Here is a 21,615-nt window from a genome sequence, read left to right on the forward strand (position 1 = left end):
GAACACCTGAACTCAGCGCGATCAAGCACTAACACCGGGCAGAGGGTGCCTATGAAGTATCCGCCTCGTAGCCCCGTAGCCCGGGGGCGATCTATGACATGAGAGTTTGGTGCGCCAAAGCATCCACAGCGTCATGGCCGGGCTCGTCCCGGCCATCCACGGCCTTCGTCTGCGGTCCCCAAGAACGTGGATGCCCGGAACAAGCCCGGGCATGACGGCCTCTGATGGGGCCGCCCTACGCCGCCGAGGTCAGCCGCTGCAGGAACTGCGTCACCTCGCGCCGGAGCGTCTCGACCTCGCCGTGGACGCGTTCGGAGGCGCTGTTGACGCGGCTTGCCACACGGCCGGTGTCGGCGGCGGCTTCGCTGATGCCGGTGACGTTGGAGGACACCTGCGTGGTGCTGGCCGAGGCCTCCTGGACATTGCGGGCGATCTCGCGGGTGGCGAGACCCTGCTGCTCGATGGAGGTCGCGATCGCGGCGGTGATCCCGTCGATCTCGGCGATGGTCTGCGCGATCGCCTCGACCGCCGCGACCGAGTTGGTCGTCGACTGCTGCATCTCGCCGACCTTGGCGCTGATCTCCTCGGTCGCCTTGGCGGTCTGGTTGGCGAGGCTCTTGACCTCGGAGGCCACCACCGCGAAGCCGCGGCCGGCTTCCCCTGCCCGCGCCGCCTCGATGGTGGCGTTGAGCGCCAGGAGGTTGGTCTGCTCGGCGATCTCGCTGATCAGCCTGACGACGTCGCCGATCCGCAGCGCCGCGTCGGCGAGCGAGCGGATCTCGCTGCCGGCGCGATTGGCTTCGTTCACCGCCCGTCCCGTGCTCGTGGTCGAGCCGGCCACCTGGCGGCCGATCTCGGCGATCGATGACGCCAGCTCTTCTGCCGCGCTCGCCACCGTCTCGACGTTGCTGGAGGCTTGATCGGACGCGCTACGCACGCCGGAGGTCTGACGGTTCGTCGTCTCGGCCGCCGCGGCCATCTGGCCGGCGTCGGATTCGAGATCGGTCGCCGCGCTCATCAGGCCGCCTGCGACCTCATCGAGGTGGGTGCCGAACTGCTTGGCGAGCTCCGCGATCTCGACAACGCGGCGGCCGAGGCTGTCGGTGCCGGCATTGATGACGACCGCCGAGCGGCGGAACGAGCCGGGCAGACCCCGCGCGAGGATCTTGCGGAAATACTTGCCGCGGCTGGCATAGTCCATCGAGGCCGAGGCCTCGCGGACGAAGGCGTCGGTGATGTCGAGCATGTCGTTGACGGATTTCTGGATCGCTCCGATCCGCCCGGCCTGCCGGTCGCTCATGATCCGCGCCTCGAGATCGCCGCGCGCCGCCTTGCGGCACACATCGGCCACCTCGTCGACGGCCACCGCCGTGCGATGCTGGCACCAGACGGCGTAGCCGAGCAACGCGACCGTCGCGCCGAGCAAGACAGCACTGCTGACTCCGGTTACGCCGAGAAGCGAGAGAACGAACGCAACGACGGCAAGAACACACGCGAGCGCGGTCGCTCCCTGCGCCTTAGAGAGAGAGCACAAATTCATCGTAGCCGACACCCTGTTGCTTGAGCAGCCCGACCATCGCCTCGAAGCTCGCATGCATGCCGTCCTTGGCGTTGGCATGCCGCGCCTCTTCCGCGCACAGCGTCTTGTAGATCGGCTTGATTCGCTCGATCTGCGCGGGATCCGGCTTGCGGCGGTTGGAGTGATAGCCGACGATATTGCCACGCTCGTCGAATGTCGGCGTGACGTGGGCGAACACCCAGTAATGACTGCCGTCCTTCGCCAGATTGACGACGTAGGCGAAGATCTCCTGCTTTGACTGGAGCGTGTCCCACAGCAGCTTGAACACGGCGCGCGGCATGTCGGGATGGCGGATCAGGCTGTGGGGGGCGCCCATCAGCTCCTTCCACGAGTACTTCGCCATCCGGATGAAGACGTCGTTGGCGTAGGTGATGCGGCCCTTGAGATCGGTCTTCGATACGATCAGCTCCTCCTCACCGAGGAGATTTTCCACCCCAGTGGGACGTATCGCCTGCATCGGTTCGATCCCCAAGTAAAGGCCGGCCCCACAACGATGTGGAGCCGCATCAAACCCCTATCTACGGCAACAGTGTTAACCAGGTGTAAGTCGGGGAACTTTTGCGAGCGACGCCGCCTCCGTATCACTACGTAGCGAACCATTGTTGCATGTCGTCGAATCACATGCGGGCGCCGCAAATGGTCGCGAGCGACAATTGCCGGCTGCTTTTGATTGCGCTCGCGCGACGGCGCTCGCCCAGCGCGACTACATCGTCGCGCCCAGCACCCAGGGCGCGAACTCGGCGCCGCCGAAATCGAAGCTCTCGCTCTTGGTCGGCTGTCCCGAAGCGGTCTTGAGGATGAGATCGAAGATGCGCTGGCCGCACTGCGCGACGCTCTCCTCGCCTTCGAGGATGGTGCCGCAATTGACGTCCATGTCATCCTCCATTCGCTTGTACATGGGCGTGTTGGTGGCGAGCTTGATCGAGGGCGCCGGCTTGCAGCCGAACACGCTGCCGCGGCCCGTGGTGAAGCAGACCAGGTTGGCGCCGCCGGCGACCTGCCCGGTCGCAGCCACCGGATCGTAGCCGGGCGTGTCCATGAAGACGAAGCCCTTCTTGGTGACGGGCTCGGCGTAGCGCAGTACCTCCACGAGGTTGGTGGTGCCGGCCTTGGCCATCGCGCCGAGCGACTTTTCCAGGATGGTGGTGAGACCGCCGGCCTTGTTGCCGGGGCTGGGATTGGCGTTCATCTCGGCGCCCTCGCGCGTCGTGTACTCGTCCCACCAGCGCATGAGATCGACCAGCTTCTCGCCGACCTCGCGGCTGACGGCGCGGCGCGTGAGCAGGTGCTCGGCGCCGTAGGTCTCCGGCGTCTCCGACAGGATCACGGTGCCGCCGTGGCGCACGACGAGGTCGCTCGCCGCGCCGAGCGCGGGATTGGCGGATACGCCGGAATAGCCGTCCGAGCCGCCGCATTGCAGGGCCACGGTGAGCTCGCTGGCCGGCACCGTTTCGCGCCTGACCTTGTCGGCATCAGCCAGCGCCTCGCGCACGAAGGCAATGCCCGCCTCCACCGTCTTGCGGGTGCCGCCGACCTCCTGGATGTCCATCGCGCGGAGGCGGCCGGCGAGCTTCTGCTCTTCCATCAGGCCGCCGATCTGGTTCACCTCGCAGCCGAGGCCGAGCACGATGACATGGGAGAAATTGACGTGCCGCGCATAGCCGCCGAGCGTGCGGCGGAGCAGCGCCAGGGGCTCGTTCTGCGTCATGCCGCAGCCGGTCTTGTGGGTCAGCGCGACCACGCCGTCGACGGTGGGGAAATCGGCCAGCGGATTGTCGCCGGTGAAGGGATTCTTCTTGAAGACGTCGGCGACGAGGCTCGCGACATGCGCGCTGCAATTCACCGAGGTGAGGATGCCGATATAGTTGCGCGTGGCGACGCGGCCGTCCGGGCGGCGGATCCCTTCGAAGGTCGCCGGCAGGTCGAAGTTCGGCGTCGGCTTGACGTCGGCGCAATAGGCATAGTCCTTGGCGAAATCGCCCATGCCGCAGTTCTGCACGTGCACGTGCTGGCCCGGCGCGATCGGCACCGTGGCAAAGCCGATGATCTGGCCGTAGCGCTTGATCGGCTCGCCTTCGGCGATCGGCTTGATCGCGACCTTGTGGCCGGAGGGAATGCGATCGACCGTGGTCACGCCGTCAGCCACGCTTGTTCCAGGCGGCAGGCTCGCGCGCGCGATGACCACGCCATCATCGGGATGCAGGCGGATGACGGGGCTGATGGTCATGGGACTCTCCTTCGGAGGCGAATAGCGAATGGTGAGTAGCGAATGGAAAAGGGAGCGGCGCTATTCGCCACTCCCTGTTCGCCATTCGCCCAGAGCTCAGGCCTTGCCGCCCGATTCCTTGCGGGTGGCGTTGACCTGCATCTTGGCGTAGGTCGTCATCAGGCCGACCTCGTTCGACAAGGTCACCAGCTTGAAGCCCATGTTGATGGCGCGCGCCGCGCCTTCGGCCCCGCTGCAATGAATGCCGGGGTTGAGGCCGCGCTTGCCGCATTCCTTGATGATCTTCTCGTAGATCGCGAGGATCTCGGGCTCGCTGCGGTCGAGCTTGGGCTCGAGGCCGTAGGAGAAGCCGAGATCGGACGGGCCGATATAGACCCCGTCGATGCCTTCGACATCGAGGATCGCTTCCATGTTCTCGACCGCCGTCCGGGTCTCCATCATCGGCAGCAGCACGATCTCGTCGTTGGCCGTCTTCTGGTAGGAGCCGGCGGTGCCGTACATGCCGGCGCGGATCGGGCCGTTGGAGCGCACGCCCTTCGGCGGATATTTGGAATAGGAGACGAGGTTCCGGGCTTCCTGCGGCGTGTTGACCATCGGGCAGATCACGCCATAGGCGCCGCCATCGAGCACCTTGCCGATGATGCCGGGCTCGTTCCAGGGCACGCGGACCATCGGCGTGATCGGATGCTTGTCCATGGCCTGGAAGCACTGCACCATCGACAGATAGTCCTGGACGCCATGCTGCATGTCGACGGTTACGCTGTCGAAGCCGCATTGCGCGATCATCTCGGCCGAGAAGCCGGAGGGTATGGCAAGCCACGCGTTGACGACCGCCTTGCCCGACTTCCAGATCTCTTTGACTTTATTCGCCACGTTGCCTTCCTTCTTTGTTGATCTCACTCACTGTCGTTGCAAGCCACCGGGCCCGCGCGAAGCGCGGCCCGATGACGGGCTCCGCGAAGCAGTCCAGAATTTCTCCGCCATGACACTCTGGATTGCTCCGTCGCTGGCGCGCCTCGCAATGACGAAACGCGTCTAACCCGTCTTATTCGTAAGAGTGCGCCTGAGAGGCTGGCGATCGTGGTGTAAAGCGCTGATGCGGCGTAGGATTCGGTTGCGAAGCCAACGCTATCACCTTCAACCGCGAACGCCACGCCCGCCATGACCGATGATACGATTCCGCCCTTCTCGTTTCCAGCCGTTCACGCCAAGAAAGTCACGGCTGCCTTCGATGGCGGTCGCCTGACCTCGAACGGGGGCGCGATCCTTCTGGCGATGGCCGAGCGGCGTCTCGGCTTGGCCGACAATCTGGCCCGGGTGTTCCCGGATCGGCGCGATCCGACGCGGGTCGTGCACAACCTGGTCGATATGTTCCGCGCTCGCATGTTCGCGATCTGCTGCGGCTACGAGGACGCCGACGACCTCGATCATCTGCGGTCCGATCCGGCATTCAAGCTGGCCTGCGGTCGCCTACCGGACACGGGCCGGGATTTGTGTTCCCAGCCGACGCTGTCGCGGCTGGAGAATGCTCCGCGCCTGCGCGACGTGATCCGACTGACCTACATTTTGGTCGACGCATGGATGGATAGCTACCCGCGCGAGCCGGCATCCGTCACGCTCGACATCGATGATACCTGCGACGTCGTCCACGGCCATCAGCAGCTCTCGCTGTTCAACGCTCATTATGACGAACGCTGCTTCCTGCCGATCCACGTCTACGACACGGAGAAGAGCCGGCCCGTGGCCGTCGTGCTGCGGCCCGGCAAGACGCCGGGCGGCGTCGAGGTGCGTGCCCATCTGCGCCGCCTGGTACGGCATATCCGGACGCGATGGCACAACACGCAAATTACGTTCCGTGGCGACGGGCACTATGCCCGGCCGGAGGCAATGGCGTGGTGCGAGACCAACGGCATCGACTACATCTTCGGTCTGTCCGGCACCAAGCCTCTCGCCAGAAAAGTCGACGAGGTCGCCGACGACATCCGCACGCGACGCGCCATCGAGAACCTGCCGGTTCTGCGTGGCTATACCGAGACGCGCCACAAGGCAAAGTCCTGGGATCGCGAACGGCGCACTGTCGCCCGTATTGAGGCGACGATGCTCGGCCTCGACATCCGCTTCGTCGTCACCAGCCTCGATGTCGGCTCGGCCGAGTGGATCTACGACAGCCTGTATTGCGCGCGCGGCCAAGCCGAGAATCTGATCAAGCTGCATAAGACGCAGCTCGCCTCCGATCGCACCAGCTGCCGTTCGGCGCTCGCCAACCAGGTCCGTCTCGTGCTCCATACGGCCGCTTATTGGCTGATGCTGACCGTGCGCGACGCCATTCCCAAAGCCCGGGAATTGGCCGCTGCCGAGTTCGCGACGCTGCGTCTTCGGCTCTTGAAAATCGCCGCCCGTGTCGTCGAGACCACGAGCCGCATTCGCCTTGCGTTTGCCGCGGCATGTCCCGAAGCCGACCTGATCTGCGGCTTGCCCGGCGCGCTGCTGCCGCTCGGTCCTTGACCGGCGGGGCGTCCGCCCCCGTTCGCCCAACCCATCCCTCAAGCGCGTTGCAAAGTACCGGTCGTCAGGCGGCGAAAAGCCGAAGGCAATCCTGTGCGCCTCGTCAGACAAGATGTGCGGCCGCATCAATCGGGCCCAAAAGCCGCACTCTCACGAATAGGACGGGCTAAGCCGTCGCCCTCTGGATGCTGACTTCGCTGACGCCGACCTCACGGGCGGTGTTCACTATTGCTGCCCAGGTGTCATCCGGCAAGGGGATGCCGTTCCGGGTCCGCTCAGCGCGGGTCTTTCGCTCCGGATCGCCCGGAATCAGCACCTGATCGACCCCGGCCATCGGCTTGGTGGCGCGGATGAAATCGACGTAGCGCGAGACTTCGGTGTCGAAAAGGTTGGAAGTGTCGACGACTTTCGGATCGACATAGAACGCCAGCATGCCGTTGGCAAAGCGCCGCCCGCCCGAGGTGGCGCCGGTTCCGGTCAGCGCGCCGCCCAGGAGCTCGCACATGAAGGCGAGGCCCGATCCCTTGTGCTCGCCGAAGGCACGGATTGCGCCCGTTCCCTTGGTGTGATCGCGCGGCCCGTCCGGCGTGTAGGGTCCGTAGAGCACGGCCGGATCCTCGCTCAAGGTGCCGTCGGAATCGACCAGTGCGCCCTGCGGCAGCTTCTTGCCGCCGCGGCTCGCGACCAGCACCTTGCCCTCGGCGACGATCGAAGTTGCAAAATCCAGCACGATCGGGTCCTGGCCCTCACGCGGGATGCCGACGCAATACGGCGCAGTCGACAGCCGCTTCTCGACGCCGCCGAACGGGGCGACCAGCAGCGAGCCCGCGGCATTGACGAAATGCACGGAGACGAGACCTTCGGCCGCGGCCATCTCGGCCCAGTCGCCGACGCGGCCGATATGGCCGGCGTTGCGCAGCGCGACCGCGGCAAGCCCGGCCTTCCTGCACTTCTCGATGCCGATCCGGACCGCCTGCGGCGTCACGGTCTGGCCGTAGCCGAACTTGCCGTCGATCACCGCGAGCGAGGGCGTGTCGAGCACGACCTCCGCGTTCTGATTTGGGACGACCGATCCGGTCTTCTGCCAGCGGATATAGACGGGAACGCGGATCACGCCGTGGCTGTCATGGCCGGTCAGGTTCGCCGTGGTCAGATAGGTGGCGATACGCCTGGCCTCCCCCGGCGAGGACTGCGCATGCGCGAAGACTTCGGTGACGAAGTCGATCAGCTTCTGGACCTGAATGGTGACCATGACGGCCTGTCTGCCTCTCCCCGGCGCCGACTTTGCAGCGATCGGCTTCGGCGGCACTTGAGCGAAAAAACGCGACCATGTCCATGGCCGCTGCCGCATGGGAGCGCATATCTGCTCTCACTCCTCGGGACTTGCTTCCTCGCTGGCGCCGAGCCCCGCGAGACTCCGTTCGAGCTCGCCGAGCATCTCCTGCAATTCGGCAAGCTTGCGTGTGCCAAAGCGACGCGTGATCTCCGCGTAGATCGCTTCGGACGTCGGCGCGACGGAGGCCATCAGCTTCACGCCGTCTTTCGAAATCGAGACCATGCTGCGGCGTTGATCCGCCTTGGCGGTCTTGCGCTCGATCAGGTTGCGCGCCTCCAGATCGCGCAGAATGCGCGACAGGCTCGGCCCCAGCAGGAACGCCGTGCGCGCGAGTTCCGTGACCTCGACCGCCTCGATCGCCGCCAGCGCGCGCAGGATGCGCCATTGCTGCTCGGTCAAGCCGTGCTCGCGCAGCGAGGGACGAAACTGCCGCATCACCGCCTCGCGCGCCCGCAGCAGCGACATCGGCAGCGAGCGCGAGAAGTCGCGCATCGGCACCTGTCTTGCGGCAGGTCCTGCGGCAGGCGCGCCTCCGTTGGCGGGATCGGCGGGTTTCTTCGTCATGACGCCCCTTCAAGCCGCAGAATGTTTGCAGTGCAGCAAGCCCGAATTATGTTTGACGCATTCACTTAACATGTTAAGTATCTCCGGGCACCACGATTTGTCAGACTAAAGATGGCGCTTTCCGACGACGATATCCAAGCTTGCGCAAGGCGTCTGCACCAGGCGGAGAAGACCCGCACGCAGATCCGGCAGCTGTCGCTGGATTTTCCCGAGATCACCATCGCCGATGCCTACGCGATTCAGAAGGCCTGGGTCGAGGTCAAGATCGCCGAAGGGCGCATCGTCAAGGGTCACAAGATCGGCCTGACCTCGAAGGCGATGCAGAGCGCGCTCAATATCGACGAGCCGGATTCCGGCGTGCTGCTCGACGACATGTTCTTCGCCGATGGCGGGATCGTTCCGACCGAGCGTTTCATCGCGACGCGCGTCGAGGCCGAACTCGCCTTCGTCATGAGCAAGCGACTCTCTGGGCCCAATTGCACGATGTTCGACGTCCTCAACGCCACCGACTTCGTCGTGCCGGCGCTGGAGATCCTGGATACGCGGATCGAACGCGTCGATCCGACCACGAAAGCGACGCGAAAGATTTTCGACACCATCGCCGACAACGCGGCGAATGCCGGCATCGTGCTCGGAGGACGGCCGATCCGGCCGCTGCACGCGGACCTGCGCTGGATCGGCGCGTTGTGCTTCAAGAACGGCCAGCTGGAAGAGACGGGCCTTGCCGCCGGCGTGCTCAATCATCCCGCCGCGGCCGTGGCCTGGCTCGCCAACAAGATCGCGCCGCTCGGCCTTGCGCTGGAGCCGGGCCAGGTCGTGCTCGCGGGATCCTTCATCCGCCCGATCGAGACCCGCAAGGGCGACACAATTCAGGCCGATTATGGCGCCTACGGCTCGGTGAGCTGCTACTTCGCTTAGGCGAACAAGAAGACAGGGAGTGAAACCGCGATGCCGCATTTCACGATCGAATATTCGGCCAATCTCGACGGCCGTCTCGACATCGGCGCGGTGTGCGAAGTCGTGCGCAATGCGGCGGTCGAGACCGGCATCTTCCCGCTCGGCGGCATCCGCGTTCGCGCCATCCGCTGCGAGCATTATGCGATCGCCGACGCAAGGCAGGACTACGGTTTTCTCGATATGGTGCTGCGCATCGGCGAGGGCCGCGATCTCGAAACGCGTCAGAACGCTGGCGAGCACGTCTTCGAGGCGCTCTCAAGACATCTCGATCCCGTCTTTGCCGCCGGCAGGTTCGCCCTGTCGTTCGACATGCAGATCAACGACAAGGACACCAGCTGGAAGCGCAACAACATCCACGACGCCCTGAAAGCGGAGGCCGCCCATGGATAAGCCCACGCCGAAAGCCGATGTGTTCCAGGCCAATTGCGACCGCGTCGCACCGCTCTTGAAGACGCTGCGCGCGGACGGCATCGGCCACATGATCGACGGCAAGGTCATCGCCTCGATCTCGGGCGAAACGTTCGAGACGAAATCGCCGGTCGATGGCGCGACGCTGGCAAGCGTCGCCCGCGGCAATGCCGAGGACATCGACGCTGCGGCAACCGCGGCTGCGCTCGCCTTCAAATCCTGGCGCGACATGGGACCGGCGATGCGGCGCAAGCTGCTGCACCGGGTCGCCGATGCGATCGAGGACAATGCCGAGGACATTGCGGTGCTCGAATGCATCGACACCGGCCAGGCCTATCGCTTCATGGCCAAGGCCGCGATCCGCGCCGCCGAGAACTTCCGCTTCTTCGCCGACAAATGCGCGGAGGCGCGCGACGGCCTCAACACGCCGAGCGACGAGCACTGGAACGTCTCGACCCGCGTGCCGATCGGCCCGGTCGGCGTGATCACGCCGTGGAACACGCCGTTCATGCTCTCGACCTGGAAGATTGCCCCTGCCCTCGCTGCCGGCTGTACCGTCGTGCACAAGCCGGCCGAATGGTCGCCGGTGACGGCTTCCATTCTGGCGAAGCTCGTCAAGGAGGCCGGCGTGCCCGATGGCGTGCTCAACACCGTCCACGGCTTCGGTGAAGAGGCCGGCAAGGCGCTGACCGAGCATCCCGCCATCAAAGCGATCGGCTTCGTCGGCGAAAGCGCGACGGGCTCGGCGATCATGGTGCAGGGTGCGCCAACCCTGAAGCGCGTGCATTTCGAGCTCGGCGGCAAGAACCCCGTGATCGTGTTCGACGATGCCGATCTCGACCGCGCGCTCGACGCCGTCGTGTTCATGATCTACTCGCTCAATGGCGAGCGCTGCACGTCGTCGAGCCGCCTGCTGATTCAGCACAGCATCGCGGAACAGTTCGTGGAGAAGCTGACCGCGCGCGTGAAGGCGTTGAAGGTCGGCCATCCCCTCGATCCCTCGACCGAGATCGGACCGCTGATCCACGAGCGCCACCTCGCAAAAGTCTGCTCCTATTTCGACGTCGCGCGCCAGGACGGCGCGACGATCGCGGTGGGCGGCAAGGCCCATGACGGCCCCGGCGGCGGACACTATGTCGAGCCGACGCTGGTGACCGGCGCGCATGGCAAGATGCGCGTGGCGCAGGAGGAGGTGTTCGGGCCATTCCTCACCGTGCTGCCGTTCCGCGACGAGACCGACGCGATCGAGATCGCCAACGACATCCGCTATGGCCTGACCGGCTATGTCTGGACCAACGACATGGGCCGGGCGCTGCGCGTGGCCGATGCGCTGGAAGCCGGCATGATCTGGCTGAACTCGGAAAACGTCCGCCATCTGCCGACGCCGTTCGGCGGCATGAAAGCCTCAGGCATCGGCCGCGACGGCGGCGATTACTCGTTCGACTTCTACATGGAAACCAAGCACGTCTCGCTGGCGCGGGGCACGCACAAGATTCAGAAGCTGGGAATTTAGGGACAGTGTCATTCCGGGGCGCGCGAAGCGCGAGCCCGGAATCCATTCGTCCACCAACTCTGCTGCGCGATGGATTCCGGGCTCGGCTCTTCGAGCCGCCCCGGAATGACAAGGGACCGAGGGGAAACGCATATGCCCGCACCGCAACACGTCTTCGAGCCGCCGTTCAACATCATCCGCTCCAGTCACGTCGTGCTCGACGTCACCGACCTGAAGCTGAGCCGCGAGTTCTACGAGACCACCGTCGGCCTGCATGTCGAGGACGCCGACGACAATGTCGTTTACCTGCGCGCGGCCGAGGAGCACCAGCATCACTCGCTGGTGCTGCGCAAGGCGGCTGCGCCGGCCTGCGCGCGACTCGGCTTCAAGGTCGGCAACGACAAGGATCTCGACAAGGCCGCGGCCTTTCTCTCCGAGAACGGCCTGGCCTACGCCTTCGTCGACCAGCCGTTCCAGGGCCGCACATTGCAATTCACCGATCCCTTCGGCTTTCAGATCGAGCTCTACGCCTCGATGGACCGGCGGCCGCATTTGCTGCGCCGCTACGACCTCTACCGGGGGTGCCATCCACAGCGGCTCGACCATTTCAACGTCTTCGCTGCCGAGGTGCAGGACACGATGGAATTCTACGCCCGGCTCGGCTTCCGCCTCACCGAATATGCCGAGGAGGACGGCCCGAACGGGCGCATCGCCGCGGCCTGGATGCATCGCAAGGGCAACGTCCATGATTTCGCCATCACCAATGGCAAGGGTCCGCGCCTGCACCATTTCGCCTACTGGACGCCGACGGCGATGAACATCATCCATCTCTGCGATGTCATGGCCTCGCAGGGTTTCGTGAAGAACATCGAGCGCGGGCCAGGACGACACGGCATCTCGAACGCGTTCTTCCTGTACGTGCGCGACCCTGATGGACACCGCCTCGAGCTCTACACCAGCGACTACTTCACGGGGGATCACGACCACGAGCCGCTGCGCTGGTCGCTGCGCGATCCGCGCCGCCAGACGCTCTGGGGCGCACCCGCGCCGCGCTCCTGGTTCGAGCAGGGCTCGCCGTTCACGGGCCAGGCCGTGCGCGAGCCGAAATTCGTGGCCGACGTGCTGGTGGCGGACTGATGACGGTTACAGGCGCGGCCTCCCTCCCCGTCGTCCCTGCGAAAGCAGGGACCCATAACCACAGGGTGCGGTTTGGCGGAGTGTGGTCGTTCGGGATCGCCCTCGCGCACTATCAATGGATCACGCGGTATGGGTCCCTGCTTTCGCAGGGACGAGAGAGAGATTGCCTATGAAACTCCCTCGCCTCGCCACCTACTCCGTCAACGGTGCAACCGGCTACGGCGCCGTCGTGGACGGCGGCCTCGTCGATCTCTCCGCGCGTTACGGCAATGACTATCCGACGCTGCGCGAGGTGATCGCAGCAGGCAAGCTCTTGAACCTTGCCGAGGAAGCCGCGGCGCGCGCACCCGATCACGCGCTCAGCAAGATCACCTGGCTGCCGCCGGTGCCCGCGCCGGAGAAAATCATCTGCATCGGCGTCAACTATCCTGATCGCAACGCCGAGTACAAGGACGGCCAGGACGCGCCGAAATATCCGAGCATGTTCATGCGCTCGCCGCGCTCCTTCGTCGGGCACGACACGCCGCTGGTGCGCCCGCGCGCGTCCGCGCAGCTCGATTATGAAGGCGAGATCGTGCTGGTGATCGGCAAGCAAGGCCGGCACATTCCGGAAAGCGACGCGCTCGATCACATTGCCGCGTTGACGCTCTGTAACGAGGGCTCGGTGCGCGACTGGCTGCGCCACGCCAAGTTCAACGTCACCCAGGGCAAGAACTTCGACTCCAGCGGCAGCCTCGGCCCGTGGCTCGTGCCCTACACATCGGAATCGCAGATTGCGGACATTCGTCTCACCACGCATGTCAACGGCGAGCTCAGGCAGGACGATCGCACCAGCCGGTTGATGTTTCCGTTCCGCTATCTCGTGAACTATATCTCGACCTTCGCAACCCTCGTCCCCGGCGATATCATCGTCACGGGCACGCCGACCGGCGCGGGCGCACGGTTCGATCCACCGCGGTACCTGAAGCCCGGCGACGTCGTCGAGGTCGAGGCCGAGGGCATCGGCCGCTTGCGCAACGGCGTCGTCGACGAAGCCTGAACAATCATCGAAGTGGAATAGCCAGATGACCACCCTCACCGGCGGCGAAGCGATCGTAAGCGGCCTGGTCGCCCATGGCGTCGACACCGTGTTCGGCCTGCCCGGCGCGCAGGTCTACGGCTTGTTCGACGCCTTCCATCAGGCACAGCTCAAGGTGATCGGCGCACGGCACGAGCAGGCCTGCGGCTACATGGCATTCGGCTATGCGCGCTCCAGCGGCAGGCCCGGCGTGTTCAGCGTGGTGCCCGGCCCGGGCGTGCTCAATGCCAGCGCCGCCTTGCTCACTGCGTTCGGCTGCAACGAGCCGGTGCTGTGCGTCACCGGTCAGGTGCCGACGCAGTTCCTCGGCAAGGGCCGCGGTCATCTGCACGAGATGCCGGACCAGCTCGCGACCTTGCGCACCTATGTGAAATGGGCCGACCGGATCGAATATCCCGGCAACGCACCGACGGTCGTGGCGCGCGCGTTCCAGGAGATGATGTCGGGACGGCGCGGCCCTACCTCGGTGGAGATGCCCTGGGACGTCTTCACCCAGCGCGCGGATACGGCGGCTGCTCAAGTGCTGGAGCCGCTGCCCGCGCCGCGGCCCGATCCCGACCTGGTCAGGCAGGCGGCCGCACTCATCAAGACCAGCAAGGCACCGATGATCTTCGTCGGCAGCGGCGCGATCGAGGCGGGCGAGGAGATCCTCGAGCTCGCCGAGATGATCGATGCACCCGTGGTCGCCTTCCGCAGCGGCCGCGGCATCGTCTCGAACGCGCACAAACTCGGCCTGACCATGGCCGCGGCCTACAGACTGTGGCCGACGACCGATCTGATGATCGCGATCGGCACCCGCGCGGAGCTGCCGGCCTCGGGCTTTCGCTGGCCCTATCAACCGAGTGGACTGAAATCCATTCGGATCGATATCGACCCGGCCGAGATGCGCCGGATCATCTCCGATGCCGCCATCGTCGCCGACGCCAAGGCCGGTACGGCCGATCTCGTCGCGGCCGTGAAGAAAGCCGGCTATGCGCGCACCCGCGGCCGGCGGGAGGCGATCCGCGAGGCGACCGCGACCGCGCAGACCGAGATCCAGCGCATCCAGCCGCAGATGGCGTATCTCAACATCCTGCGCGAGGTGCTGCCGGCGAATGCGATCGTGACAGATGAATTATCCCAGGTCGGCTTCGCCTCCTGGTACGGCTTCCCGGTCTACGAGCCGCGCACCTTCATCACCTCGGGCTACCAGGGCACGCTCGGCTCGGGCTTTCCGACCGCGCTCGGCGCGAAAGTCGCCAATCCCGACAAGCCGGTGGTCGCCATCACAGGCGACGGCGGCTTCATGTTCGGCGTGCAGGAGCTTTCGACCGCCGTGCAGTTCAACATCGGCGTGGTGACGCTGGTGTTCAACAATAACGCCTATGGCAACGTCCGCCGCGACCAGCGCGAACGTTTCGACGGCCGCGTGGTGGCATCGGACCTCGTCAACCCGGATTTCGTCAGGCTCGCGGAGTCCTTTGGCGTCGCGGCCGCGCGCGTCACCGCGCCGGATCAGTTCAAGGACGTGCTGGAGAAGGCGCTGGCCCATGGCGGGCCGTATCTGATCTCGGTCGAGGTGACCAGGGATTCAGAAGTGAGCCCCTGGGCGTTCATCCACCCGCCGAAGCCTTGAGCTGAACACCGCCCTGGAGCCGGGCGGCTGCAATCACCAACAGGCCTGCGCCTGCAACCGACCAGCAGGCGACGGGGGCCCAGTGCAGCAGCGGTGCGTAGTCCGGCATCTTCTGCAGGCCGCCCGCGACCGCCGCCATGCGCGCGAAGGCGCCGAGAGCCAGCGCCGAGAACACGAGGCCCGTGACCTTTCCCTCCGCGCCGGTCGAGCCGATCGCAAGCGCGGCCGAGACCGCGCTCATCAGCATGCAGCCCCACGCGGCGCCGGCGAGGAACTGGGCGACGATCAGCGTATTGAGGCTGCCGGCAAGCTCCGCCACGACAATCGCCACCGTACCGAACAGTCCGGCGGCGCCCATCACGATCAGGCCGCCCTGGTGCTTGACGACGAGGCTCGCCGGAAACATCGCGGTGTTGAAGCCGATCCAGAACACCGGCATCAGCCATTGCAGCTCATCCGGCTTGGCAAAGCGCAGATAGAACGGCGCGCTGTTCATGGCGAAGTGCAGCTGGTAGCCGAGTGCCAGCGCGACCATCGCGACGATGAAGGCGATCGGGACGAGGCCAAGCGGTTTGGCCGCCTCGGCCGGCGTCGGCGGCGGGGCGTCGCGCACCACGTCATGCTCGATCCGCGACAGCCCCAGCGCCGTCAGCAGCAGCACCGCGCTCGATATCACGAATGGCAGCCGCGCATCGTGCTCGCGCAGCACCACGCCGAGATAGGGCGATACGGCGCCGGCGACGCCATAGCCCAGCATGGCCAATGCCGCGAGGAACGGCACCTGCGGCCGGGCACGGTATTTGCCGAGCAGGGTCAGCGGTGGCGCACGCAGGGCCGACGACGCGATTGACCAGGCCACGATCAGCACGATGAACCAGACCTGCGCGCCGGCACCGATGCCGGCCACGAAAGGCAGCGCGACGAAGGCGGCGCAGGAGATCGCCGCCAGCACACCGACGAACAGGCCGAGCCGCCCGACGACGGGCGCGAGCTTGTCGGCCGCGATCCCCATCGCGGTATCGGCGATGGTGAAGATCGCCTGGTCCAGCATCAGGATGAAGATCACGGCCGCCGGCGCAAGGCCGACGTCCGCCGCGAGCTTCGGCAGGTAGACGACATAGGTCGTCCAGCCCAGCGTGAACACGAGTTGCAGCACGGCCAGATAAAGCCCCGTGCGCGATGCGCTCGTGCTCGCCCCGGTCGAGACCTGTGCAGTCGTCATGTCGCCGCCCCCTCGCAGAAGCTTAGACGACAGGGGCGCCTCTTGGGAATGCCTCAGAGCACTTTGCGAAAGGTCAAGTTGATGCGCCGCCGTCCGAGCAGCGCGTGCTCGCCATCGGCGAGCGGCGCCACGCCGTGATAGGCGAGCCTGCTCGGCCCGCCCCAGACCACGACATCGCCATGGACAAGCCGGAAGCGGCGCGGCTTGTCGCTGCGCGCCAGGCCGCCGAACAGGAAGGTCGCGGGCAGGCCCAGCGAGACCGAGACGATCGGCGCCGCATAGTCCAGCTCGTCCTTGTCCTGGTGCAGCGACAATCGGGTGCCGGGCTCGTAGCGGTTGACGAGACAGGCATCGGGCGCGAAGCCGGCGAAACCGCCCTGCTCCGCAGCGCGGCGCGCGAGATCTCGGAACACAGGCGGCATCGCCGGCCATGGCGCGCCGGTGCGCGGATCGACGGGATCGTAGCGATAGCCGGTGTGATCGGTGATCCAGCCGCGCTCGCCGCAATTGGTCATCGCCACCGACATCTGGTAGCCGCCGGGCGTCGTCATGCGCCGGAACGGCGACTGCGCCACGATGGCGCGCACCGCTTCGATCAGCTCGCTCTCGATCGGCTTGACGAAGCCGCGCAGCAGCACGGCGCCGTCCGCAATCTCCTCGCGAGACGGCTGAGCCTCGGCAACATTGTCGAACAGATCACCCGTCAATCGCAGCGCTCATTTGGCGTCGTGAAAGATCACGCCCAGCGTGTGGCGTTGGCCGGACCTGATCCGGCTGACGCCGTGGCGGAGATTAACCCGGTATGTGCCGCGTGTCCCCTGCACCGGACGGTGATGCACAGCGAAGACGACCGCGTCACCCTGCGCGAGCGGAACCACTTCAGCGCGGGACTGCATGCGCGGACGCTGCTCGGTCAGCACGAACTCGCCGCCGGTGAAATCGCGGCCCGGCTCGGAGAGCAGGATCGCGACCTGGAGCGGGAACACGTGCTCGCCATAGAGGTCCTGGTGCAGGCAATTGTAGTCGCCGGCCTCGTATTGCAGCAGCAGCGGTGTCGGCCGCGCCTGTCCGGCCTCATGGCAGCGCTTCAGGAAGGCCGCATGTTCTCCGGGATAGCGGATGTCGATCCCCATCGCCTCGTTCCAGCGGTTGGCGACGTCCTGCAGATGCGCGTAGAGCGCCGGGCGGAGCTGTGCGATCAGGTCGGGCAGCGGATAGGAGAAGTACTTGTACTCGCCGCGGCCAAAGCCGTGGCGGCCCATGACGATGCGGCTGCGGAAGTGCGCGTCATCGGGATAAAGCGCGGCGATGGCGCGGCATTGATCGGGCGTGAGCAGGCCCTTCAGGACGGCGCAGCCCTGGGCGTCGAGCTCGGCGGTGATCTGCGGCCAGCCGAGGCCGTCGACGCGAGCGGCGAGGTCCGGAGCGAAGGATTGGGCTGATTTTCGCGCGGTCATTGTCATAGCAATCACCTTTGCAGCCCAACGTTCACCCCGCCACCCGATTCCCGACTCTCTCCCCGTCATTACGCGAAGCAATGCAATTCAGAATCCCTCGGCGGAACCAGTCTGGATTACTTCGCCGCAAGGGCTCCTCGCAATGACAGCGGAGATGTCACCCCCTCACCGGCAGCGTCACGACATCATAGCCGTGCCTGATCGTGCGCTTCAGCACGGGGTCCTCCAACTCGAAGTCGAAGCGGTCGGCGGGGCGGATGCCGCCCTTGGCGGCGAAGGTGCCGCCGAACATGGCGCAGCCGTCGGGGAACTTTCCGCCCGGAAAGCCGCGCGCGATGAGCTCGGTGACCGGCAGCATCGCGTCGAGCGTGCCTTCCTGGTAGAGCACGCGCTCGCCCTTGATCGTGGCGTAGGAGCGCAGGATCATCCTGTCCCAATGGCCGATCACGTCTTCGAGCTCCCACAGCGTCGAGGCAATCGGCTTGTCGCACATCTGCTTGGACACCGTGACGTTGTACGCCTCGACCTTGCGGTCGGTATGATCGGAACCGCAGCCGACGAAGATGCGGCCCTGCCAGCCGATCAGCACGAACTCGACCTCGCCACTGGAATCGCCGCCGGTGCATTCGATGCGGTCTTCCTGGGTCAGTCGCCGCGCCGAGGCGCGGTAGTAGATCGGGGTCGACGCCGGCGGAGCGATGCCCATCTCCTGCAGCTCGGCGATGTGCTTGTCGCGGGCGACGGGATCGCGGCCGGTCCAGCCGGCGATAACCATCTGGTCGATCGCCAGCGTCAGCGGCGTGGTGGTGTCCTGGGCATCGACGGTGAAAGTCAGGTCAAACACGAATGACGGCCTCCATGCCGGCAGCAAGCTCGAAAATACGACGATCTGATCCGCCCGCCCCCGCCAGCATCAGGCCGACGGGGACGTCGCCCTCACGATGTGCAGGAATCGAGATGGCACAGCCATCGATCATGTTGATCAGGGTGCAGTTGCGCAGCGCGCGCAGGTTCTGGGTGGTGAAGGCCTTGTCGTCGGCGAGATCGGCGATCTTCGGCGGCGTGTTGGCGGTGGTCGGCAGCACCAGCGCGTCATAGGACGCAATGCGCGCATTGACGCGGGCGATCAGCGAGCGACGCTCGTTGAGAAGATCGATGTAATCGGCCGCGCTCTGTGACTCGCCGCGCATGATGCGCACGGCGACTCTGGGATCATAGACATCGCCCTTCGCCGTGATGAGATAGCGATGCCAGGCATAGCTTTCGGAGGCCGCAAACCCGCCTTTGGCGTTCATCGGGCCGACATCGTGGAACTCGGCCATCTCGATGCGCTCGATGATGGCGCCGTGATCGGCAAGCGTCTTCAGGGCGCGCTCGAAGGTCGTGGCCACTTCCGTGTCGAGGTCGTCGAGCGCGATGGTGGTGGGCACCGCGAGCCGCATGCCCTGGATCGGCCGCGGCTTCAGCGCGACGATCGGCTCGTTCGCGAGCACGGCGTCGAGTATGGCACAGCAGCTGACCGACCGTGCCAGAGGGCCGATGCTGTCGAGCGAGAACGACAGCGGCACGGAGCCGTCGAGCGGCACGCGGCGCTGAGTCGGCTTGTAGCCGACGATGCCGTTGAAGGCAGCCGGAATCCGGCAGGAGCCGCCGGTGTCGGTCCCGAGCGCGCCATGCGCCATGCCGTCCAGCACCGAAACTGCCGCGCCCGAGGAGGAGCCGCCGGGCACGTGGCCTTCGGCCCGGTTCCAGACGCCCTTCGGCGTACCGTAATGCGGATTAATGCCGATGCCGGAATAGGCGAACTCGGTCATGTTGGTGCGGCCGATCACGACGAAGCCGGCCCTGCGCAGCCGCGCCACCGTTGCGGCGTCCTGCTCGGCCGGGGGCGAATCGTCGAGCGCGCGCGAGCCGGCACGCGTCACCTGGCCCTTGATGTCGAAGAGGTCCTTGATCGAGATCGGGATGCCGGCAAAGCGCGACGGCGCCGCCTTGGCCTTGCGCAAGCCGTCCATTGCATCGGCCGCCGCCAGCGCGGCGTCCTTGTCGACATGGATGAAGGCGCGCTGGCCTTCACCGGCGGGATCGGCGATCCTGGCAATGCACGCCTCGACCAGCTTGCGCGAGGTCGTGCGGCCGCCTTCGAGGTCTTCGGCGAGCTTCGCCAGTGTCGGAAAATCGGGCATGTCTGTCTCACGGAATATTGTCGCGCGCAATCTATAGCGCTGGCTCAGTTCGACACAAGCATTGTGCGCATGATGGCATGCATGCGCATTGCTGGACCGTTGACGCACTATAGTCGATTGTCGCATCAAGATCGAAACAGCCAGGCGGGAAGCCTGTCTTTTGGGAGGAGCCCCCAACATGGCCGAACCGCAGCGCGCGCGACCAAAATCGACGCCGGAGACCCAGCATTTCTGGGACGGCACGAAAGCGGGCGAATTGCGGCTGCAGCGCTGCGACGCCTGCGCACATGTCTACTTCCCGCCGCGCCCGTTCTGCCCCTCCTGCGCCTCGCGCAAGGTCAGCATCTTCAAGGCGAGCGGCAAGGGCTTTCTCTACAGCTACGTGATCAACCATCGCCCCGCCGCGCCGGGCTTCACGCCGCCTTACGCCATCGCCGTGGTCGAGCTCGACGAGGGCCCGCGGATGATGAGTAACATCATCGACTGCCCGCAGACGCCGGAGGCGCTCGAGCTCGACATGAAGCTCGAGGTCGCCTTCCAGGAGCTCGACGACAAGATCACCCTCCCCGTCTTCCGTCCGGCGAAGAGGTAAGCCATGCGCAAGAACCAGGTTGCCGTCGTCGGCGCGGCCGAGACCACCGAGCTCGGCGTCATCCCCAACGCCTCGCAGCTCCAGCTTCATGCGGACGCCGCACTCAACGCCATTGCGGATGCCGGGCTGAAGCTGTCCGACATCGACGGCTTTGCCACTGCCGTCGAGACGCCGCAGCAGGTCTGCCACTATCTCGGCATCAAGCCGACCTGGGTGGACGGCACCTCGGTCGGCGGTTGCTCGTTCATGCTCCACGTCCGCCATGCCGCCGCGGCGATCGAGGCCGGCCTGTGCAAGACCGTGCTGATCACCCACGCCGAGAGCGGCAAGTCGATGATCGGCAAGCTGCCGCGCTCGACCCCGCCGGACAGCCTCAACGGCCAGTTCGAGGCTCCCTATGGCGTCTACGGTCCGCCCAGCATGTTTCCGATCCCCGTGCTGCGCTTCATAAAGACCTATGGCATCACCCACGAGCAGCTCGCTTCGGTGGCCGTGGTACAGCGGGAATGGGCGGCGAAGAATCCGCGCGCGATGATGAAGGAGCCGATCACGGTCGCCGACGTGCTCAACTCGCGCATGATCGCCTATCCGTTCCGCCTGCTCCAGTGCTGCCTCGTCACCGACGGCGGCGGCGCGCTGATCCTGACCTCCGCGGACCGCGCCAGGGACTTTCCGCGCAAGCCCGTCTACATCATGGGCACCGGCGAGAGCGTGGAGACGCCGATGGTCAGCCAGATGGAGACCTTCAATTCTTCGCGCGCGTTCAAGACTGCAGGGCCGCTGGCGTTCAAGGAAGCCGGCATTGCGCATGAGGACGTCGACCATCTCATGATCTACGACGCGTTTGCACACCTGCCCCTGTTCGGGCTCGGCGATCTCGGCTTCATGCCGTACGAGGAAACCGGCCAGTTCATCGCGGACGGCAACACGCGTCCCGGCGGCAAGCTCCCGCTCAATACCAATGGCGGCGGACTGAGCTACATGCATTCGGGCATGTACGGCATGTACGCGCTCCAGGAGAGCGTTCGCCAGATGCGCGGCATCGCGCCGGCCCAGGTGCCGAACGCGAAGATTTCGGTGTGCCACGGCGTCGGCGGCATGTTCGCCGCAAGCGGCACGATCGTGTTTACGAACGAGAGGTAATGGCTGTCATTCCGGGATGCGCCGAAGGCGCAGGCCCGGAATCCATAACCACAATCGGGAGCATGGATTCTCAGGTGCGCAACCGCACACCAGAGCTCGCGCCAAGAGGCGCGCCCC

At 65.7% G+C, this 21,615-nt stretch carries 20 protein-coding genes; 9 read left to right on the top strand and 11 right to left on the bottom strand.

Translation table 11 applies throughout. The features are described from left to right. Positions 1–235: 235 nt before the first annotated feature. The 4 genes from ABIF91_RS02345 to ABIF91_RS02360 form a co-directional block, all read right to left on the bottom strand. Positions 236–1,540: a methyl-accepting chemotaxis protein gene (locus ABIF91_RS02345; RefSeq protein WP_028179616.1), complete on the bottom strand. Its 1,305-nt coding sequence runs from the start codon at positions 1,538–1,540 to the stop codon at positions 236–238. After that, entirely contained in the window at positions 1,518–2,036 is a 519-nt protein-coding gene (locus ABIF91_RS02350) for a PAS domain-containing protein (protein ID WP_028179615.1), read from the bottom strand. The genes ABIF91_RS02345 and ABIF91_RS02350 overlap by 23 nt, the downstream gene beginning before the upstream one ends. Before the next feature lie 246 nt (positions 2,037–2,282). Continuing rightward, entirely contained in the window at positions 2,283–3,806 is a 1,524-nt protein-coding gene (locus ABIF91_RS02355; RefSeq protein WP_028179614.1) for a UxaA family hydrolase, read from the bottom strand. 96 nt (positions 3,807–3,902) lie between these two features. Then, positions 3,903–4,679, bottom strand: a complete 777-nt coding sequence (locus tag ABIF91_RS02360; protein ID WP_028179613.1) for an HpcH/HpaI aldolase family protein — start codon at positions 4,677–4,679, stop codon at positions 3,903–3,905. Between the two features lie 288 nt (positions 4,680–4,967). On the opposite strand from ABIF91_RS02360, the gene ABIF91_RS02365 reads away from it, so the two are divergent. Further along, positions 4,968–6,311, top strand: a complete 1,344-nt coding sequence (locus ABIF91_RS02365; protein WP_424578735.1) for an IS1380 family transposase — start codon at positions 4,968–4,970, stop codon at positions 6,309–6,311. Between the two features lie 166 nt (positions 6,312–6,477). Here ABIF91_RS02365 and ABIF91_RS02370 read toward each other — a convergent pair whose 3' ends face one another. Together ABIF91_RS02370 and hpaR are read right to left on the bottom strand one after the other, a co-directional pair. Then, positions 6,478–7,563, bottom strand: coding sequence for a malate/lactate/ureidoglycolate dehydrogenase (locus ABIF91_RS02370; RefSeq protein ID WP_028181535.1), 1,086 nt, complete (start codon positions 7,561–7,563; stop codon positions 6,478–6,480). 117 nt (positions 7,564–7,680) lie between these two features. After that, positions 7,681–8,211, bottom strand: coding sequence for a homoprotocatechuate degradation operon regulator HpaR (gene hpaR / locus ABIF91_RS02375; protein ID WP_028181534.1), 531 nt, complete (start codon positions 8,209–8,211; stop codon positions 7,681–7,683). A 111-nt stretch (positions 8,212–8,322) separates the two neighbouring features. On the opposite strand from hpaR, the gene hpaH reads away from it, so the two are divergent. From hpaH to ABIF91_RS02405, 6 genes are all read left to right on the top strand, one after another. Then, entirely contained in the window at positions 8,323–9,129 is an 807-nt protein-coding gene (hpaH, locus tag ABIF91_RS02380; protein ID WP_028181533.1) for a 2-oxo-hept-4-ene-1,7-dioate hydratase, read from the top strand. Positions 9,130–9,159: 30 nt separating this feature from the next. Further along, positions 9,160–9,558: a 5-carboxymethyl-2-hydroxymuconate Delta-isomerase gene (locus ABIF91_RS02385; RefSeq protein ID WP_028181532.1), complete on the top strand. Its 399-nt coding sequence runs from the start codon at positions 9,160–9,162 to the stop codon at positions 9,556–9,558. Further along, positions 9,551–11,089 (top strand): 5-carboxymethyl-2-hydroxymuconate semialdehyde dehydrogenase, encoded by a 1,539-nt coding sequence (gene hpaE / locus ABIF91_RS02390; protein ID WP_028181531.1) that lies wholly within the window; start codon positions 9,551–9,553, stop codon positions 11,087–11,089. The genes ABIF91_RS02385 and hpaE overlap by 8 nt, the downstream gene beginning before the upstream one ends. Before the next feature lie 132 nt (positions 11,090–11,221). Then, positions 11,222–12,205 (top strand): 3,4-dihydroxyphenylacetate 2,3-dioxygenase, encoded by a 984-nt coding sequence (gene hpaD, locus ABIF91_RS02395; protein WP_035676149.1) that lies wholly within the window; start codon positions 11,222–11,224, stop codon positions 12,203–12,205. A 169-nt stretch (positions 12,206–12,374) separates the two neighbouring features. Continuing rightward, on the top strand, positions 12,375–13,244 hold the full coding sequence (locus ABIF91_RS02400; protein WP_028181529.1) for a fumarylacetoacetate hydrolase family protein: 870 nt from the start codon (positions 12,375–12,377) through the stop codon (positions 13,242–13,244). A 25-nt stretch (positions 13,245–13,269) separates the two neighbouring features. Next, complete coding sequence (locus ABIF91_RS02405; RefSeq protein WP_028181528.1) at positions 13,270–14,898, top strand: thiamine pyrophosphate-dependent enzyme; 1,629 nt, start codon at positions 13,270–13,272, stop codon at positions 14,896–14,898. Here ABIF91_RS02405 and ABIF91_RS02410 read toward each other — a convergent pair. From ABIF91_RS02410 to ABIF91_RS02430, 5 genes are all read right to left on the bottom strand, one after another. After that, on the bottom strand, positions 14,876–16,120 hold the full coding sequence (locus tag ABIF91_RS02410; RefSeq protein WP_424578736.1) for an MFS transporter: 1,245 nt from the start codon (positions 16,118–16,120) through the stop codon (positions 14,876–14,878). The two genes, ABIF91_RS02405 and ABIF91_RS02410, sit on opposite strands and share 23 nt — an antisense overlap. A gap of 53 nt (positions 16,121–16,173) precedes the next feature. Next, entirely contained in the window at positions 16,174–16,827 is a 654-nt protein-coding gene (alkB, locus tag ABIF91_RS02415) for a DNA oxidative demethylase AlkB (protein ID WP_028180638.1), read from the bottom strand. Positions 16,828–16,836: 9 nt separating this feature from the next. Continuing rightward, positions 16,837–17,583: a 2OG-Fe(II) oxygenase gene (locus tag ABIF91_RS02420; RefSeq protein ID WP_028180639.1), complete on the bottom strand. Its 747-nt coding sequence runs from the start codon at positions 17,581–17,583 to the stop codon at positions 16,837–16,839. A 151-nt stretch (positions 17,584–17,734) separates the two neighbouring features. Beyond that, the gene (locus ABIF91_RS02425; RefSeq protein ID WP_028180640.1) at positions 17,735–18,421 is read right to left on the bottom strand and encodes a DUF2848 domain-containing protein; all 687 of its coding nucleotides are present in this window, start codon (positions 18,419–18,421) and stop codon (positions 17,735–17,737) included. Next, the gene (locus ABIF91_RS02430; protein ID WP_028180641.1) at positions 18,414–19,763 is read right to left on the bottom strand and encodes an amidase; all 1,350 of its coding nucleotides are present in this window, start codon (positions 19,761–19,763) and stop codon (positions 18,414–18,416) included. Before ABIF91_RS02430 ends, ABIF91_RS02425 begins: the two co-directional genes overlap by 8 nt. A 178-nt stretch (positions 19,764–19,941) precedes the next feature. On the opposite strand from ABIF91_RS02430, the gene ABIF91_RS02435 reads away from it, so the two are divergent. Both ABIF91_RS02435 and ABIF91_RS02440 read left to right on the top strand, forming a co-directional pair. Continuing rightward, positions 19,942–20,355 (top strand): Zn-ribbon domain-containing OB-fold protein, encoded by a 414-nt coding sequence (locus ABIF91_RS02435; protein WP_028180642.1) that lies wholly within the window; start codon positions 19,942–19,944, stop codon positions 20,353–20,355. A gap of 3 nt (positions 20,356–20,358) precedes the next feature. Further along, positions 20,359–21,498 (top strand): thiolase C-terminal domain-containing protein, encoded by a 1,140-nt coding sequence (locus ABIF91_RS02440; protein ID WP_028180643.1) that lies wholly within the window; start codon positions 20,359–20,361, stop codon positions 21,496–21,498. Positions 21,499–21,615: the final 117 nt, after the last annotated feature.

The organism is Bradyrhizobium sp. USDA 241 (assembly GCF_049739505.1).
GTDB classification, from domain to species: domain Bacteria; phylum Pseudomonadota; class Alphaproteobacteria; order Rhizobiales; family Xanthobacteraceae; genus Bradyrhizobium; species Bradyrhizobium liaoningense.